The sequence below is a fragment of the Citrobacter sp. Cpo071 genome, from assembly GCF_030332765.1.
Lineage (GTDB): Bacteria > Pseudomonadota > Gammaproteobacteria > Enterobacterales > Enterobacteriaceae > Citrobacter > Citrobacter portucalensis.
Map to the genome: position 1 here is coordinate 48,522 of NZ_JAOWHE010000066.1, position 16,032 is coordinate 64,553.

The following is a 16,032-nucleotide window of genomic DNA, read 5'->3' on the forward strand; positions in this document are numbered from 1 at the left end:
CCTTACAGGTGAAAATCACCCTGATACAGTTTGATATCCAGTGTGGTGGTCATTTGCTGGTAGCGGATCAACACGCGGGTAAACAGCAATCCCACCAGCATTGCCAGAGAGCGGTAGCCCAACGGCAAGCTACGATAACCAAAACGCAGCGTTTGTGCGCGATGAATAGCCAGCGCCTCGTCTAACAGGATAAAAATAAACCGCCAGGTCAGCAGGATCTGCTCAGTTAGCAGGCGAGGAACATGCGCGCGTTTGAGTAAGATAATTAATTGCGGAAACGGCAGATTCAGCACCAGCCAGAAAGTTGCCGCCAGCGCGGCAAGGCTGCGCCAGAAGGTTTCATTGGCGGTTACCACACCTGGTGCACTGATCCCCAACCAGTAACTTCCCACAGGTATGCTGGCCAACAGCGTCTGTGGATCGCGGCTGATGCTAAACAAAATGGTCACCACGCCAACCGTGAGAAAACCAAACGGCAATGCCATCCAACGGCACCAGCGCCAGAAGGAAATACGCAGCAGCCAGCAGCTAAGCGCGGCAATAAGTAAAAGCTCAATACCCTGCCCCAATGGGGGCAGAGTAAACGCCAGAATCATCATCACCAGCCAGAGCAGAAATTTCCGCACCGGCGAGACATGAACCCAACGGCTTTGATAGCTAAGCCTGTCAAGCCCGGTCATCACGGCGTTGCCTACCCTTGGTGTAACCCAGGATATAGAAAATCACGGCTGCGCCCAGCGATCCCTGGAGTGTAAACAGCAGACTTTCAATTTCACCGCTTGCGGGTTCATACAACGGCTGGAACCAGGGCTCGTAATGCGGGGCAATAGCCTGAATCTGGCTTTCCGCCTCACCATCTGACCCGCCGTACTCCCCACCGTGGTTGATAAAGAACGGCAGGATCACCAGCGCCACTACCATGCCCAATATAATCAGCGTCTTTTTCATCGTTAATGCCCTTGTGCGGTTATCAACTGGCGTTTGGTTAGCTGATCGTAAATCAGCACGGTAAGTAACCCTTCCGCAATCGCAATTGGGATCTGCGTCAGGCAGAAAATCCCCATGAACTTAATGATTGAGCCGGTAGCGCCAGCAGAGGGATCCGGGAACGCAACGCCCAACTGTACAGAAGTCACAAAATAGGTGACGAGATCCGCCAGCATTGCACACAGGAAGACGCAGACATCACGACGCAATCCGGCGCGGCAGGCCATTTTCCACACCATGTAACCCACTACCGGGCCAATTACCGCCATCGACATGCCGTTCGCGCCGAGCGTAGTCAAACCACCGTGTGCCAGCAGCAGAGCCTGGAACAGCAGGACAATCGCCCCAAGGATGGCTACCACGCCCGGTCCAAACAGGATAACCGCCAGGCCTACACCGGTAGGATGTGAGCAGCTTCCGGTAACGGAAGGAATTTTCAGCGCCGACAGCACAAAAATAAAAGCGCCACACAGGGCCAGCAAAACCTTCTGGTGGTTATCCTCCTGCACAATTTGACGCAGACGTACCAGCCCGTACCACAGGCAGGGTAAAAACAGCAGCCACCAGGCCAGCGCCCACATCGGCGGCAAGAAACCTTCCATAATGTGCATGGCGAACGCTTGTTCAGGAACAATCATCAGTAATAGCGCCGCAGCCAACCCGCTGAAAGACAGCTGTTTTAGCTGTTGTTCAAGCTTCATTGTGCATACTCCCACTGTTTATTGACCAGAATGGTCGAGAAATAAGGCAGCGGCTGATCGTCGCTCACCTCATCGAGATGACGCCAGCACTGTTCACCTGGCAGCGTGGCTTCAGACATCATTAATGCACAGTCCAACAAACCCTCTTGTTGTAGCAGCGCTTTGATACGTGCAAAACGACCGTACACTTTCATCAACACCAGACTGTCATGCTGTTTTAACGCTTGCTGGATTTCCGCTTCCGGCGCGGTACAGGAGACCACCGCCAGTGACTGTTGCTCCATAGCGAGCGGCGTTTTGGAACGCGCGGCAATCGCGGCGAAAGACGTGACGCCAGGAACGATTTCCAGCCAGTCAGGACAACCAATACGCTGAAGTAAAAAGACCCAGGTGCTGAACAGCATCGCATCGCCGAGAGTGATAAACCCCACCTGCTTACCGGCCTCGACTTCCTGAACCAGCGCGGCAGCAACTTCATCCCAGACGGCCTCTTTTTCAGCGCTATCGGCACTCATAGGAAAATGACAGCAGCGGACTTCGGTCTGTTCACCGATATACTCACGTACAATCGACAATGCCAGACTGTCGCCGCCTTTACGCCCGGCAGGCGCATAGAGAATATCCAGCGCACCCAGCGTGCGTGCGGCACGCACGGTAATCAAGTCGGAAGCACCTGGCCCGGTGCTCAGTGCATACAGTTTTCCGCTCATGCTGCTTCCTCCAGCGCCACATTAAGCGCCTGCTGTAAATGTGCCACGAACATGGCGCGAACCGCTGGGTTCTCACCCAGACCACTAAGCCACGGCGTAGCCGGTATCCCTGCTACATTGAACAACGTTTTCCAGGAATCATCTTCGTCGGAGGCCATATCGTTGATGGCATGGTCACCAGCGACTAACATCAGCGGCATCAGATGCACCGCCGTCACCCCTTCCTGAGATAAACTTTCAATCAGCACATCCACTTCCGGATAGCTTTCCACCGCCCCAACCCGCGCGGGAAAGCGCTGCGCCGTCATCATATGATCGAGACAGGCATAGGCGGCAAAAGCATGGTGGCTGGCACCGTGTCCCATAAAGACCACTTTTTCACTTTCGCCAAGCGCCGGCATCTGCTGTTGCAACGCCAGCATCAACTGTGCGTAATCTTCATGGCTGCTCAGCAGCGGTACACCCAGCGTCAGGCGTGAAAACAGCGGACGCATACTTTGCACTTCGCGGACAATTTTTTCGTATTCGTCGCCATTGATAATGTGCAGTGACTGAATAGCCACATCCTGATACCCCTGCTCCGCCAGTTTTTGCAGCGCCTGCAGCGGCGTGTCGATTTCAATGCCGTCGCGCTGCTTGAGCTTGCGGATTATCATCCCGGAGGTAAACGCCCGGAACAGGTCGCGGTCAGGGCAGCTAGCTGCAAGATCGCGCTCACAGGCCACGATATTTTTCTCGCAGGTGTCGTGATAGCTGGTGCCAAAGCTGACCACCAGAAGCGCCTTTTTCATCTCAAACTCCTTAAGCAGTGGCCAGCCAGCGCGTTAAACGCGCCCCAAAGGCGGCCTGACTTTCCAGTAACTCTTCTCCCGTCACCAACGGTGCCGGACGTGTAATCACAATGCAGGGGATTCCGGCATCCAGACAGGGTTGAACCTTTTCCTGATAACCCCCTTCAGCGCCAGATGCTTTGGTGATCACCACATCAGCCTGGCACTGGCGATAAAACGCAGCGTTGAACTCGGCGCTAAACGGCCCGCACAGTGCGAAGATTTCACCGACACCAAATCCCAGATCCGCGCATTGCTGAATGACCTCAGGAACAGGCAGAACGCGCGCCAGCAGCGTTTTTTCAGGCAACCCTTCGCGCCAGATGGCCAGATCTTTACTGCCGGTCGTCAACAGCACACGATCGCCGAAGCGTCGCGCCACCTCACAGGCTTGCGGAATGCTTTGTACGGTATACAGGTGCGGGTGAGTTAAACCACTCAACTGCTCAGGGCGCTGGTAGCGGCTCAGCAGTACGCCCGCCGCTTCGCAGGCGCTCATGATGTTGCGGCTCACCACCTCGGCGTACGGATGCGAGGCATCGATCACCCAGCGCGTCCGGTTTTCCTGTAGCCAGGCAATCATTTGTTCGCGCTCCAGACGCCCGCAGCGCACCTGGCCTTTGATGTCTCCCGCCAGTTGTTTCCCTGTTGGGGTTGCAACTGACAGGGTGTAGGCCACGTTTGCCGCATCCAGTTGCTGGCACAGCATGCGCGCATCGCTCGTACCGCCCATGACCAGCACATCACCGTAATTCACAGCACATAACCTCGTGGCGTGATCATCAGGCCGTCCTGAACATAGGTTGTTTTGTTACCCACGATCACAAGGCTGGTCATATCAACCGGTTCGAAATCCATTTCACCGAGCGTGGTTAACCATTTTTCCTGCTTTTTACGTCCGGCAGACTTCACAATACCCACCGGCGTTTGTGCGCTTTTGCTGGCGGAAAGCAGTTCAAATGCGCGCGCCAGATGACCTTCGCGACCCCGACTGCGCGGGTTGTAGAAACAGATAACAAAGTCTGCCTCACCGGCGGCAATGATGCGTTTTTCGATAACCGGCCACGGCGTTAACAAGTCGCTTAAGCTGATGTGGCAGAAATCGTGCATCAACGGCGCGCCCAGCAAAGAGGCGGCGGCAATGCTGGCGGTCATGCCAGGTATTAGCCTGACCTCAACATCCAGCTTTTGCTTGCTGACCAGTTCGAGCACCAGCCCGGCCATACCGTAAATCCCCGCGTCACCGCTACTGATCAGCGCCACGTTGTGACCCGCCTGTGCCAGTTCGATCGCCGCCTGGCAGCGTTCAATCTCTTTGCACATTCCGGTTTTGATCACCTGCTTGTCACCCGTGAACGCTTTTACCAGATGGGTGTAGGTTTTATAGCCAACGATGATTTCCGCTGCCTGCAGTGCTTCAACGGCTTCCATGGTCATCATTGCCTGCGAGCCAGGTCCAATTCCAATTACGCTTAACATCAGTGTGAAACTCCCAAAGTGATAGTGACGCCCTGTTCTCGCAGGGTCTCGCCTAACAGTTTTCCGTGGCTCAACAGCCAGGCTGCAGGACCGGAAACGCTTCCTGTACCCACCGTTTTGCGAACAAACGATGAGGCCGGAAAACGGTGCTCATGCTCACGCAGCGCGTCAGCGGTAAATGTTTCGAAAGGAACGCGGCAGCACGAAGCCAGTTGGATAAGTCCCTGTTCATCTTTTTTCAGCGTGATGCTGCCAATCGCTTTTAGCGCCAACGGATCAAGCTGTTGAGCTTCAAGTTGCCGGGCAAGCAGCGCAGCCAGTAGAGGGAACGGCGTATCACGGCGACAGCCAATTCCGGCCACAACCCGCTGTGGCACCAACTTCCAGTGCGGAACAGGCAGGTCAGGTAAATTGGTACGTAAGGTGATGCACACCAACGCATCCAGTTCAGGGAGCTGGTTGAGATCGGTAACCGTGATAAATCCGCGCCGGTCGCAATGGCTGACATCCTGCGTCAGTTCGTCATCCCACCACAGACCAACCCGCTTATTGCTGACCAGCATCTGATTCACGATCTTCACCGCCGAACGGAAATCACTCATCCGGGCATTCAGTTGAAATGCCAGCGTATCCAGTGCCGCCATATCGTTCACATCCGTCGCGGTAGTGATAACCGGGTCAGCGCCCAACATGCCCGCCAGATAACGCGCCAACGCATTGGCACCGCCCGCGTGGCCGGAGAGCAGGCTGATGACATGCTGGGCACGTTCATCAATGACCACCACCGCCGGATCGCAAAACTTGTCGTTGACCAGCGGGGCCAGTACGCGCACCGCAATACCGGTCGCACCGATAAAAATCAGCGCCGAGTAATTCGTAAAAGCTTCGCGGGCGGTATTCGCAAAGCCGTTTTCAAAGGGAATAAACCCCTCCTCCAGCAGCTTTTCACTGGTAAAACAGGTAACCGGCAGCATGGCTGCCAGACGTTTCGCCAGCACAACGCCGCCAGGAGTCAGGCAAAAAAGCGCAATTGACTCAGGCTTTACGGTATTCATGGCTAAAGTCCGCCGCATAGAGTTTGGAGTAGTGATACTCCGAGCCCAGGAAATTACCGACCAGAATAAGGGCCGTTTTACGGATGCCCGCATCGCGAACCTTGTCGCCAATATCCGCCAGGGTCCCGCGCACGGTCTGGCTTTCCGGCCAGGTCGCTTTATAGATCACCGCCACGGGCGTGGTCGCCGGATAGCCGCCTTCAATCAGACGCTCAGCCACCCGATGAATGCGCTGGACGGAAAGATAAATAGCCATTGATGTCTGGTGGCTGGCAAAAGACTCCAGCTGTTCACGCTCTGGTACCGGGGTGCGGCCTTCCAGGCGCGTAATAATCAGGCTCTGTGAAACTTCAGGTACGGTGTACTCCACGCCCAGCTCCGCCGCCGCGCCGAGGAACGCGCTGACGCCGGGCACCACCTGCCAGTCAATCCCGCGTTTGGTCAGCTCCTCACCCTGCTCGCGTACGGAACCGTACAACGAGACATCACCGGTTTGCAGGCGCACAACGGTCTTGCCCGCTTTCACTCCGGCCTCCATCAGATCAAGGATCTGCTCCAGATGCAGTTCGGCACTGTCGTGACATTCAGCACCGGCAGGGCAATACTCCAGCAATTCAGTGTTAATCAGCGATCCGGCGTAGATAACAACCTGCGCCTGCTGCAGCAACCGGTAACCTTTGAGGGTAATCAGCTCGCGATCGCCAGGACCTGCGCCAACAAACCACACGCTACGGGGATCAAAAATCTCAGACATGGTTTCCTTCCTTCTGACAGGCGATAACAAATACGGGGTTATTCGGTTTAAAATAGTGACCATTGCCAAGCGTGGTAAGCGAGGAAACCTGTAGCTGCAGGCAATCCACTCCCTGTACGCCAAGATGATCCAGATGTGCCAGCGCTGTGTTGAGGTTTTCCTGGAGGATAAACGTCATTACCAAACGCCCTGCGGGATGCAATTGGCGCATCGACCAGTCAATCAGTTCGGTCAGATGGCCGCCGCTGCCGCCCATAAAAATGGCATCGGCTTTTTCCGCGATGGTCATGGGAGCAACGCCGGGAAAAATATCGATATTTGCGCAGGCAAAATGCTGGCGGTTTTCATCCAGCAACCTGAGCGCAGCCGGGTTACGTTCGATGGCCGTTACACGTAATCCGGGATATTGCAACGCCGCCTCTATCGACACGCTGCCGGTTCCGGCACCAATATCAATCAGGTGACTGGCGCGGTGTAATTCAAGTTTTGAGAGGGCAAGTGCGCGTACCGCTTCTTTGGTCATCGGCACTTTCTCTCCACGCAGAAACAGCTCATCTTTCATCAAGGATCACCACTGCATTCATGTCATAGTCAGCGTTAACTTCACGCACAGGCAGGAAATGGATCTGTTCGTTTTCCATCGCCAGGTTTTCGCCAATCACCATCCAGCGATGCCCCTTGCCTCGGGCAATGAGCTGCTGCGCGATTTCACGCGGGCCACACAGCGCATCAGTCACCATCGCCACCTTGTTATGTCGCGCCAGCTCATCAAAACAGACGCTGCGGCCATGGCTACTGGTCAGCCACATATCGTTCATATCAATACCGGACTGCGCGCACAGGTACTGCACCGCACTAATGCCGGGAATAATCCGCACATTCTCAATACCAAAATGCGCCACCATGCGCGTCCCGATGCCGTAAAACAGGGGATCGCCAGACGCCAGTACCACAACATGCTTCTCCTGGTGCGCGCTAATCCAGCTCAGGAGTTCCGGGATATTGGCGCCAAGAGCAAACTGTTCACCGGCAAAATCCGGGAATTGCTGCAAATGCCGCTTTCCACCGACCAGAACATCCGCCGTCGCGACCGCTTCTCGTGCCGCAGGCGTCATCAAATGCAAACCGGCGGGGCCCATCCCTACAACGGTTAACATTGCATCTCCTCAGCAATCTCTGCGACCGGACGATTACTTCCAAGAACCTGATTATCAAAAGAAAACATGATGGCATCGCAGGTCGGGGGATTTTTGGTAAAGCGCAGCGTTTGCAGGACACGCATACAAATGCGCTGAGCCAGATGGTCATAAATGTGCTGGAAGCCGTACGCCTCGATATGTTCCATCGCCGCTTCGGTGGTATCGCACTCGCTGACCAACGTCAGCAGTTCCAGCGGTGCGCCAAGTAGCGCGAGGTGAGCCACCAGCGTTTCCATGCGGGCATCGGCAATATGGCTATGGGTATGGAAAATCCCCGCCGCGATTTTGACGAGCTTGCCTGGATGTCCCACCAGCACGATTTGCCGGAACCCCAGACGTACGGCTTCTTCAATCATGTAACCGACAAAGTTGCTCATGGTGACCACAACCTGGGTGTCGATACCCATCTGCTCGCGCACAAAACGCTCGCCGTGGTTTCCCGGCACCAGTACAACACGCTCCAGCCCTGCCGCCCGCTTAATTTCCAGCTCAAGCGACAGTGAACGCTTCCAGCTCTCTTCTGACATCGGCGTGACAATACCCGTGGTGCCGATAATCGAAATGCCGCCAAGAATGCCAAGGCGAGAGTTGTAGGTTTTTTGCGCCCGTTCTTCGCCTTCTGGCGCGAAGATTTCAATCTGCGCCCCACGATTTGGGCCAATCGCTTCGCGGACGGCTGATTCAATGGTCTGGCGAGGTGTACGGTTAATCGCCGAACTGCCCACCGGCAGGCCAATCCCCTTGCGGGTTACCGTACCGACCCCTTCACCGCCCTGTAAGGCAATCACGCCACTATCGTCTAACGTCACGCGAGCAAAAATCAGCATGCCGTGGGTGGCGTCCACATCATCTCCACCGTCTTTGCGGATGGCCGCTATTGCCTGCTGCCCTTCGATATGCGGTGACTCCACGTTCAGGCACAGCGTCACCCCGGAAGGCGTCACGATGGAAACCTGATGGATGAGGTGTTGGCGCAATACCATCAACGCGGCAACTTTTGCCGCCGCCGTGGCGCACGATCCCGTGGTATATCCTTTACGCAGCGCTTTACCGTTGTGCCACACCGGCGTATCGAAGGCCTCGCTCATCGCGCCCCCTGCATGTGATAAAGCATGGCGTTGACGATAGCGGCGGCAACGTTGCTTCCCCCTTTGCGGCCTAACGCTGCAATGGCGGGCAAATTGCTTTGGGTCAGGGCATCTTTCGACTCTTCAGCACCAACGAACCCGACCGGTACACCCACCACACCGCTGACGGCAACATCATGCTCAAGCAGGCGGAACAGCGCAGTCGGCGCGTTGCCAAAGACAAACAACTTTTCCCCCTCTTCCTTCACCGCAATGTCGACTGCCGCCATGGACCGGGTAATACCCTGCTCTTTTGCCGTACGCACAACCCGCGGGTCGCTGATGTAGCAGCGGCATTCACCGCCGAATTTTGCCAGCAGCGTTTTATTGATCCCGGAAAGCGCCATCGTGGTGTCGGTGTAAATCACGCTCGAACGGCTAAGCGCCGCACAAAACTGCTCCAGCACATCACTGGAAAACCACAGAATGTCCAGCCAGTCGAAATCTGCCGTCGTGTGAATAACCCGCTTGATAATGGCTTCATGTAACGGACTGGCAAACTGATAGTCCGGACGGGTTTCACGGATGATCTTGCCAATAATGTCGAAACTTTTGGCTTCAATCGCCTGGGGTTGCTGGATGTATTGCATTATGTTGTCCTCAGGCTACACCGACCCACAGCCACCGCAGCGCAATAAACAGCGCCAGTGCCAACGTCGATGCCACCCACATCAGTCGAATCGTATGGGAAATGTCGTCTACCGAAATGTCGCGTTGTGCATCACCGATCCACGGTTTCTCAACGCGCTCGCCAAAGTAGTCATTAGGACCACCCAGCCGAATGCCTAATGCCCCGGCTACAGATGCCTCTGACCACGCACAGTTTGGGCTGCTGTGGTTGTAGCGATCGCGCCAGCCAATCTGTAAAGCTCGCGAGCCGTCTTTACGGCATAAAAATGCCGCCACGCCCAGCAGCAGCCAGCTCAGTCTTGCAGGAATAAAGTTCGCGACATCGTCCAGACGCGCGCTGACCATACCAATAGCGCGGTATTTTTCATGTTTGTAACCCACCATGGAGTCAAGGGTGTTTACCGCTTTGTAGGCCATCGCCAGGGGCGCACCGCCGAGGAGGAGAAAGAACAACGGCGCGATAATGCCGTCTACGGTGTTTTCAGCCACGGTTTCCACCACCGCGCGATTGATCTGCTGCGGTTGCAGCTGTGAGGTATCACGCCCCACAATCCATGACAATTTTTCCCGACTCACAGCAAGGTCACCGGCCCGTAGCGGACGTTCGACATCCTGCGCGGCCTTTGCCAGGCAGCGTCCGGCCAGCACGGTAAAGATCATCCATACCTCTACCACCCACCCCAACCAGGGATGAATAGATTCTGCCAGTGCCAGCACGCCCCAGGACACAGCCCAGGTCAGACCAACCACCACAATCCACATCACCGCGCCGCCGATGCGCAGCGCACGGTCGCTATGGCAATAACGCCGAATAACTCGCTGCACGGCAGAAATCAGATTGCCAATCCAGCGCACCGGATGTGGCCAGTTCTGCGGATCGCCGATGATAAAATCAAGCAGCCAGGCAACACACCATGCAAGGATCGTCATAGCGCACTCCTCGCGGCTGCCAGCCAATGGTTAAGCATCTGCGGACGTTGAGCAAAATGAACGTGTAGATAGCTGGCAAAGGTGTTTCCGACCTGCCAGCCGCCGGACCAGGCTTGCAGCGTTTTACCATCGCGCACTTTGCGACAGTTCATCACCGCTGGCGTTTCAGGGGTAAAATCGGAGTAGTGGAATTCATGTCCGCGCAGCACTTCGCCTTCTGCAGCTAACAATGTTTGCTGCGCGGCCTGCGCTTCGCAGTAGCCAAATCGGGTCAGACGTTTCCCCATTTTGCTGTGGCCGGGAATGATATCCGCCATCAGCCAGGTATCGTCGTTGCTGTCCTCAAGCGAACTGCCGAGATACATCAGCCCCCCGCACTCTGCATAAATCGCGACGCCACGTTGATGTGCCTCTCGCAGTTGATTCAGCATCGAGACATTGCGAGCCAGCGCCGCAGCGTGTAGCTCTGGATATCCGCCACCTAACCAGATCATCTGACAGTCCGGTAAACAGGTGTCGTGCAACGGGCTAAAACGGACAACTTTAAGCCCCGTACGTTCCAGCAGCGTAATGTTATCCGGGTAGTAGAAGTTGAAGGCTTCGTCATCGGCAATGGCAACCGTTAGCCCTGCTCCGGCGTCTGCGGCAGGAAGCGCGGGCCATTCGCCAGCAGGAAGATTGGTTGACTGGCTTAATGTCAGAAGCGCGTCGATATCAAGGGTTTGCTCCAGCGTCGCGGCAAAAGCCTGCCACGGTTGCTGATTGATAACCGACTCACGTGCGGTTACTAAACCCAGATGACGTTCGGGAAGGGCAACCCCATCCATACGGGGTACGTAGCCCAAGACGGGTACATCGCAGTAACGTTCGATTGCGACTTTCAGTAACTGGTAATGCGTTTCGCTGTTAACCCGATTAACAATAACCCCGGCGATGTTCAGGGTGGGATCAAAATGCTGAAAACCCATTACCGTTGCGGCGATTGAAGTGGAAACGGCTTTGCCATCAACCAGTAAGATGACCGGACAGCCTAACTGTTTAGCCATCGCGGCGGTGCTGCAGTAGTTTGGGTCGGTACCATAGCCGTCATACAGCCCCATAACACCTTCAATAACGGCGATATCCGCATGTTGCATCTGCTCGTTGAATAGAGCGTTCAGCGTGGGGACGGGAAGCATGAAGCTATCAAGATTGCGGGAAGCGGTACCGCATACCGCTGTATGCCAGCCGGTATCAAGGTAATCAGGACCCACTTTGCAAGGCTGGACGCGCAAACCGCGTTTTTTCAACAAGCTCAACAAGCCCAGCGTCACCGTGGTTTTACCACAGCCGCTTCCGGTACCTGCAAGAACAAATGCGTGAAAATTGGCCGCCATACCCTGATCCTGTTCAGGGTGGTAGGGGTGTAGAGATACCCAGTCTCTCGACTGTATGCATCTGAACCACCCACTTCCCACCGAAGTTGTTGGTAGTCACTGACAGGCAGGTCTTCTGGCTTAGCGTCATCCTCACCCGTCCTTCCCAATCTTGCGATCAGTGGTCCATACGGGGTCGTCAGCATCACAGCAGCGGGGGCTGCGGGGGATTCTCACCCCCTTCCCTACCACAAATGTGGCAAACCTGTCAGTTCAAGAGCCTGGTTAATTAAGCTCTCTGTTATGAGGTAAATTCACGACCTCATGACAATAATTCAATTTAATATCTTTCCGAGTTCATTCAGCCAATTTTCTGGCCTTAACCCACTTATTCATACGTTCACTTTTTGAATGAAAGTATCAGCTAAGAATAAAGAAAGTCATTCACACAGACACTGTATCTCATCACAAAAATAAAAACTGGTGCAGTTTATCCCTCTAATACCATTATTTTGTTGCGCTATGACAATTTATTGACTGCTGTTGTCACATTTCATTTTATAATGACTAACATAGCGCCCGATATCAAAAATCGGCAATAGCAAAATATTGCTATTTAAGCGGATTCACCGCGTGAAATGACATTTATTTGCTGGCGAAATGCCTGCGGCGTAACCTGATAGGTTTGGCGGAAAACTTTGCAAAAATAACTTGTTTGCGAAAAGCCTAAATTACGCGCAATGCTGGCTATGCTCCAGTCACTGTGACAAAGCAGCTCTTTGGCACTGGCCATTCTTTGCTGGTTTACCCATGCGTTAAAACCAATACCCTGATATTTTTTGAACAATTTGCTGAAATAGTACGGGCTAAGGAAAACATGAGAGGCAACATCTTCCAGACGTAGATCGTCTGATAAATGTGCATCAATATAGCGCAGGGCTTTTTTCATTTTACTGTCATGAGGGTTAGTACTACGGTTAGCGCGTACCGGCTCTGACTGCTGCGGGTTATCTTTGATAACAACAAAATTAAGTTGTTTCTTAAGGCAATTTTCGACGATGAGCTTGAGTAAATCCGCTGAAGCAATGACGCGAGAATAGTCCATTTCAGGTACATTACGGAACTCGTTTACCAGCTCTGGATCGGCTTGCCAGCGGTCATCGACGTTCAGAATATCAACGAGGCCTACATCGTTACTTAAACGTACTTGTCCACAAAGCACGAACCCTACCAGGTGTCCCGCGATGACCAGCGGAATTGAGAAATCGGTAAGCCCGGCATGGCAGCGATAAATACAGGGTTGATCGGATTTAGAGGCTTCCAACCCTCCACAGCGGTCGCTCATACGACAACGCGTACTATGCTGAGGATGCTGGCGCATCAACTGGCAAAAAGGAGTGAAATTAAAAAGCTCAGAAATTTCATCACCGTGAATATTGACAACCACAACAGCCAGACTGGTGGCCTGTGCAAAATCCTGTGCGATTTTATTAATGAGTTCTGAGTTCAGGGCACTCGCAGAAATCATGATAAAACCTCTCAGTTAATTTATTGTTATAAATAAAACATATTATTCACACATTCATTTTCATCTCGCGATCCAGCGCTCTGATGAAAGTCAGCATTGAACATAACAAAAGTCTCCCATTGTTGGGAGACTTTTTAAGCCGTTCAGGAAACCGGATCACGAAAACAGTTTTTACCTTTCAATAATAAACATCTTTCGTGAAGCTAGCTCTCGTTTTCCTCCAACTTACACGAATTACACGGTAAATTTTTACCAATAAAATAACGATAAATTGCTGCGCCCGCACAGGCACCGATGATGGGTGCCACAATCGGCACGATGAAATAAGGGATATCGCGCCCCCCGGTCATCGCAACATCACCCCACCCGGCCATCCAGGCAAACAATTTGGGACCAAAATCACGTGCCGGGTTCATCGCAAAGCCGGTAAGTGGACCGGTTGATGCGCCGATAACAGCAACCAGAATACCAATCAGCAGTGGTGCTAACGGGCCTTTGGGAACACCGTTACCGTCGTCCGTTAGCGCCATAATCATCCCCATCAGAATGGAGGTAATCACCACTTCGACCAGTGCGGCCTGCCAGACACTCAGTGCGGCGGCAGGATACGTACTAAAAATGCTGGCAAGTTGCAGGCTTTCCAGACTGCCGCGTACCATTTGATGGGCTGATTCATACTCAATAAATAAGCTGCCGTACAACAAATAGGCCAGCATAGCGCCACCAAAGGCCCCCGCTATCTGAGCGACAGAATAAGGTAGTACCTTACGACCCGGAAAACAGGCAAACAACCAAAGTGCGATGGTAATAGCGGGGTTGAGATGGGCCCCAGAAATCCCGGCTGTCAGGTAAACTGCAAGCGAGATCCCCAAGCCCCATATGATGCAGATCTCCCACAATCCCAAACTGGCACCCGCGACCTTCAGGGCGCTCAGGCACCCAATACCAAAAAACAAAAATAGTCCGGTACCTAAAAACTCAGCAATACATTGCGCTCTTAGTGAATCGTTCATTGTGACACCTTCTAAGCAGAGTTCGTGTCTTTACCAGCGGACTCCTTGCTGGCAGGAAGATTACTTCAAGGCTTACTACCTAGATTCTACGTCAGTACTTCAAAAAGCATAATCAAAGCCTTGATAAATATGCATTCCTTCGAAATTCAGCTTTCACCCATTGGGTGAAAGAAAAGTGCTCAAAAATATGTTAAATTATCAGCTTTTATGACTCGATATATGGTAAAATAATAGTAAGAAAAGTAGTAAAAAGGGGTTCTAATTATGATTAATAAAATTGATTTCAAAGCTAAGAATCTAACATCAAATGCAGGTCTTTTTCTGCTCCTTGAGAATGCAAAAAGCAATGGGATTTTTGATTTTATTGAAAATGACCTCGTATTTGATAATGACTCAACAAATAAAATCAAGATGAATCATATAAAGACCATGCTCTGCGGTCACTTCATTGGCATTGATAAGTTAGAACGTCTAAAGCTACTTCAAAATGATCCCCTCGTCAACGAGTTTGATATTTCCGTAAAAGAACCTGAAACAGTGTCACGGTTTCTAGGAAACTTCAACTTCAAGACAACCCAAATGTTTAGAGACATTAATTTTAAAGTCTTTAAAAAACTGCTCACTAAAAGTAAATTGACATCCATTACGATTGATATTGATAGTAGTGTAATTAACGTAGAAGGTCATCAAGAAGGTGCGTCAAAAGGATATAATCCTAAGAAACTGGGAAACCGATGCTACAATATCCAATTTGCATTTTGCGACGAATTAAAAGCATATGTTACCGGATTTGTAAGAAGTGGCAATACTTACACTGCAAACGGTGCTGCGGAAATGATCAAAGAAATTGTTGCTAACATCAAATCAGACGATTTAGAAATTTTATTTCGAATGGATAGTGGCTACTTTGATGAAAAAATTATCGAAACGATAGAATCTCTTGGATGCAAATATTTAATTAAAGCCAAAAGTTATTCTACACTCACCTCACAAGCAACGAATTCATCAATTGTATTCGTTAAAGGAGAAGAAGGTAGAGAAACTACAGAACTGTATACAAAATTAGTTAAATGGGAAAAAGACAGAAGATTTGTCGTATCTCGCGTACTGAAACCAGAAAAAGAAAGAGCACAATTATCACTTTTAGAAGGTTCCGAATACGACTACTTTTTCTTTGTAACAAATACTACCTTGCTTTCTGAAAAAGTAGTTATATACTATGAAAAGCGTGGTAATGCTGAAAACTATATCAAAGAAGCCAAATACGACATGGCGGTGGGTCATCTCTTGCTAAAGTCATTTTGGGCGAATGAAGCCGTGTTTCAAATGATGATGCTTTCATATAACCTATTTTTGTTGTTCAAGTTTGATTCCTTGGACTCTTCAGAATACAGACAGCAAATAAAGACCTTTCGTTTGAAGTATGTATTTCTTGCAGCAAAAATAATCAAAACCGCAAGATATGTAATCATGAAGTTGTCGGAAAACTATCCGTACAAGGGAGTGTATGAAAAATGTCTGGTATAATAAGAATATCATCAATAAAATTGAGTGTTGCTCTGTGGATAACTTGCAGAGTTTATTAAGTATCATTGCAGCAAAGATGAAATCAATGATTTATCAAAAATGATTGAAAGGTGGTTGTAAATAATGTTACAATGTGTGAGAAGCAGTCTAAATTCTTCGTGAAATAGTGATTTTTGAAGCTAATAAAAAACACACGTGGAATTTAGG

18 protein-coding genes and 1 riboswitch are annotated in these 16,032 nt (G+C 51.7%); of the genes, 1 reads left to right on the forward strand and 17 read right to left on the reverse strand.

Translation table 11 applies throughout. The features are described 5' to 3' along the window. Nucleotides 1-2: 2 nt before the first annotated feature. From OGY09_RS03910 to pduF, 17 genes are all read right to left on the reverse strand, one after another. Nucleotides 3-680, reverse strand: coding sequence for an energy-coupling factor ABC transporter transmembrane protein (locus tag OGY09_RS03910; RefSeq protein ID WP_008785133.1), 678 nt, complete (start codon nucleotides 678-680; stop codon nucleotides 3-5). Continuing rightward, the gene (locus OGY09_RS03915; protein WP_003030289.1) at nucleotides 667-948 is read right to left on the reverse strand and encodes an energy-coupling factor ABC transporter substrate-binding protein; all 282 of its coding nucleotides are present in this window, start codon (nucleotides 946-948) and stop codon (nucleotides 667-669) included. Before OGY09_RS03915 ends, OGY09_RS03910 begins: the two co-directional genes overlap by 14 nt. A 2-nt stretch (nucleotides 949-950) precedes the next feature. Next, on the reverse strand, nucleotides 951-1,688 hold the full coding sequence (gene cbiM / locus OGY09_RS03920) for a cobalt ECF transporter S component CbiM (RefSeq protein WP_003834098.1): 738 nt from the start codon (nucleotides 1,686-1,688) through the stop codon (nucleotides 951-953). Next, nucleotides 1,685-2,398: a cobalt-factor II C(20)-methyltransferase gene (locus OGY09_RS03925; RefSeq protein WP_003834099.1), complete on the reverse strand. Its 714-nt coding sequence runs from the start codon at nucleotides 2,396-2,398 to the stop codon at nucleotides 1,685-1,687. Before OGY09_RS03925 ends, cbiM begins: the two co-directional genes overlap by 4 nt. Continuing rightward, nucleotides 2,395-3,189, reverse strand: a complete 795-nt coding sequence (gene cbiK, locus OGY09_RS03930) for a sirohydrochlorin cobaltochelatase (RefSeq protein WP_220394806.1) — start codon at nucleotides 3,187-3,189, stop codon at nucleotides 2,395-2,397. The genes OGY09_RS03925 and cbiK overlap by 4 nt, the downstream gene beginning before the upstream one ends. 10 nt (nucleotides 3,190-3,199) lie before the next feature. Then, nucleotides 3,200-3,985 (reverse strand): cobalt-precorrin-6A reductase, encoded by a 786-nt coding sequence (locus tag OGY09_RS03935; RefSeq protein WP_048216008.1) that lies wholly within the window; start codon nucleotides 3,983-3,985, stop codon nucleotides 3,200-3,202. After that, nucleotides 3,982-4,707, reverse strand: coding sequence for a precorrin-3B C(17)-methyltransferase (locus OGY09_RS03940; protein ID WP_032943891.1), 726 nt, complete (start codon nucleotides 4,705-4,707; stop codon nucleotides 3,982-3,984). Before OGY09_RS03940 ends, OGY09_RS03935 begins: the two co-directional genes overlap by 4 nt. Beyond that, complete coding sequence (cbiG, locus tag OGY09_RS03945; RefSeq protein WP_003834107.1) at nucleotides 4,707-5,762, reverse strand: cobalt-precorrin 5A hydrolase; 1,056 nt, start codon at nucleotides 5,760-5,762, stop codon at nucleotides 4,707-4,709. The genes OGY09_RS03940 and cbiG overlap by 1 nt, the downstream gene beginning before the upstream one ends. Beyond that, nucleotides 5,743-6,516 carry a cobalt-precorrin-4 methyltransferase gene (locus OGY09_RS03950; protein WP_003030275.1) on the reverse strand — a complete coding sequence of 258 codons (774 nt, stop codon included), beginning with the start codon at nucleotides 6,514-6,516 and terminating at the stop codon, nucleotides 5,743-5,745. The genes cbiG and OGY09_RS03950 overlap by 20 nt, the downstream gene beginning before the upstream one ends. After that, nucleotides 6,509-7,078 carry a decarboxylating cobalt-precorrin-6B (C(15))-methyltransferase gene (locus OGY09_RS03955; protein WP_008785138.1) on the reverse strand — a complete coding sequence of 190 codons (570 nt, stop codon included), beginning with the start codon at nucleotides 7,076-7,078 and terminating at the stop codon, nucleotides 6,509-6,511. The genes OGY09_RS03950 and OGY09_RS03955 overlap by 8 nt, the downstream gene beginning before the upstream one ends. Continuing rightward, the gene (locus OGY09_RS03960) at nucleotides 7,068-7,673 is read right to left on the reverse strand and encodes a cobalt-precorrin-7 (C(5))-methyltransferase (RefSeq protein WP_003834111.1); all 606 of its coding nucleotides are present in this window, start codon (nucleotides 7,671-7,673) and stop codon (nucleotides 7,068-7,070) included. Before OGY09_RS03960 ends, OGY09_RS03955 begins: the two co-directional genes overlap by 11 nt. Then, a complete protein-coding gene (gene cbiD, locus OGY09_RS03965) occupies nucleotides 7,667-8,803 on the reverse strand; it encodes a cobalt-precorrin-5B (C(1))-methyltransferase CbiD (protein WP_032943892.1) in 1,137 nt (378 codons plus the stop codon). Before cbiD ends, OGY09_RS03960 begins: the two co-directional genes overlap by 7 nt. After that, on the reverse strand, nucleotides 8,800-9,432 hold the full coding sequence (locus OGY09_RS03970; RefSeq protein WP_032943893.1) for a cobalt-precorrin-8 methylmutase: 633 nt from the start codon (nucleotides 9,430-9,432) through the stop codon (nucleotides 8,800-8,802). Before OGY09_RS03970 ends, cbiD begins: the two co-directional genes overlap by 4 nt. A gap of 10 nt (nucleotides 9,433-9,442) precedes the next feature. After that, a complete protein-coding gene (gene cbiB / locus OGY09_RS03975) occupies nucleotides 9,443-10,402 on the reverse strand; it encodes an adenosylcobinamide-phosphate synthase CbiB (RefSeq protein WP_032943894.1) in 960 nt (319 codons plus the stop codon). Then, nucleotides 10,399-11,778 (reverse strand): cobyrinic acid a,c-diamide synthase CobB, encoded by a 1,380-nt coding sequence (locus OGY09_RS03980; protein WP_032943895.1) that lies wholly within the window; start codon nucleotides 11,776-11,778, stop codon nucleotides 10,399-10,401. Before OGY09_RS03980 ends, cbiB begins: the two co-directional genes overlap by 4 nt. Before the next feature lie 88 nt (nucleotides 11,779-11,866). Further along, nucleotides 11,867-12,041: riboswitch (cobalamin riboswitch) on the reverse strand. A gap of 332 nt (nucleotides 12,042-12,373) precedes the next feature. After that, nucleotides 12,374-13,285 carry a transcriptional regulator PocR gene (gene pocR, locus OGY09_RS03985; RefSeq protein WP_003834122.1) on the reverse strand — a complete coding sequence of 304 codons (912 nt, stop codon included), beginning with the start codon at nucleotides 13,283-13,285 and terminating at the stop codon, nucleotides 12,374-12,376. Nucleotides 13,286-13,488: 203 nt separating this feature from the next. Then, nucleotides 13,489-14,298: a propanediol diffusion facilitator PduF gene (gene pduF, locus OGY09_RS03990; RefSeq protein WP_003030258.1), complete on the reverse strand. Its 810-nt coding sequence runs from the start codon at nucleotides 14,296-14,298 to the stop codon at nucleotides 13,489-13,491. 264 nt (nucleotides 14,299-14,562) lie between these two features. Between pduF and OGY09_RS03995 the strand changes: the two genes are divergently transcribed. Next, nucleotides 14,563-15,825, forward strand: a complete 1,263-nt coding sequence (locus OGY09_RS03995; protein ID WP_000608644.1) for an IS1380-like element ISEcp1 family transposase — start codon at nucleotides 14,563-14,565, stop codon at nucleotides 15,823-15,825. Nucleotides 15,826-16,032 lie beyond the last annotated feature (207 nt).

What these genes read in the sequence shown, in the direction of transcription:
- OGY09_RS03910 (WP_008785133.1), bottom strand. Translation starts at nt 680, where the DNA reads ATGACCGGGCTTGACAGGCTTAGCTATCAAAGCCGTTGGGTTCATGTC.
- OGY09_RS03915 (WP_003030289.1), bottom strand. Translation starts at nt 948, where the DNA reads ATGAAAAAGACGCTGATTATATTGGGCATGGTAGTGGCGCTGGTGATC.
- cbiM (WP_003834098.1), bottom strand. Translation starts at nt 1,688, where the DNA reads ATGAAGCTTGAACAACAGCTAAAACAGCTGTCTTTCAGCGGGTTGGCT.
- OGY09_RS03925 (WP_003834099.1), bottom strand. Translation starts at nt 2,398, where the DNA reads ATGAGCGGAAAACTGTATGCACTGAGCACCGGGCCAGGTGCTTCCGAC.
- cbiK (WP_220394806.1), bottom strand. Translation starts at nt 3,189, where the DNA reads ATGAAAAAGGCGCTTCTGGTGGTCAGCTTTGGCACCAGCTATCACGAC.
- OGY09_RS03940 (WP_032943891.1), bottom strand. Translation starts at nt 4,707, where the DNA reads ATGTTAAGCGTAATTGGAATTGGACCTGGCTCGCAGGCAATGATGACC.
- cbiG (WP_003834107.1), bottom strand. Translation starts at nt 5,762, where the DNA reads ATGAATACCGTAAAGCCTGAGTCAATTGCGCTTTTTTGCCTGACTCCT.
- OGY09_RS03950 (WP_003030275.1), bottom strand. Translation starts at nt 6,516, where the DNA reads ATGTCTGAGATTTTTGATCCCCGTAGCGTGTGGTTTGTTGGCGCAGGT.
- OGY09_RS03955 (WP_008785138.1), bottom strand. Translation starts at nt 7,078, where the DNA reads ATGAAAGATGAGCTGTTTCTGCGTGGAGAGAAAGTGCCGATGACCAAA.
- OGY09_RS03960 (WP_003834111.1), bottom strand. Translation starts at nt 7,673, where the DNA reads ATGTTAACCGTTGTAGGGATGGGCCCCGCCGGTTTGCATTTGATGACG.
- cbiD (WP_032943892.1), bottom strand. Translation starts at nt 8,803, where the DNA reads ATGAGCGAGGCCTTCGATACGCCGGTGTGGCACAACGGTAAAGCGCTG.
- OGY09_RS03970 (WP_032943893.1), bottom strand. Translation starts at nt 9,432, where the DNA reads ATGCAATACATCCAGCAACCCCAGGCGATTGAAGCCAAAAGTTTCGAC.
- cbiB (WP_032943894.1), bottom strand. Translation starts at nt 10,402, where the DNA reads ATGACGATCCTTGCATGGTGTGTTGCCTGGCTGCTTGATTTTATCATC.
- OGY09_RS03980 (WP_032943895.1), bottom strand. Translation starts at nt 11,778, where the DNA reads ATGGCGGCCAATTTTCACGCATTTGTTCTTGCAGGTACCGGAAGCGGC.
- pocR (WP_003834122.1), bottom strand. Translation starts at nt 13,285, where the DNA reads ATGATTTCTGCGAGTGCCCTGAACTCAGAACTCATTAATAAAATCGCA.
- pduF (WP_003030258.1), bottom strand. Translation starts at nt 14,298, where the DNA reads ATGAACGATTCACTAAGAGCGCAATGTATTGCTGAGTTTTTAGGTACC.
- OGY09_RS03995 (WP_000608644.1), top strand. Translation starts at nt 14,563, where the DNA reads ATGATTAATAAAATTGATTTCAAAGCTAAGAATCTAACATCAAATGCA.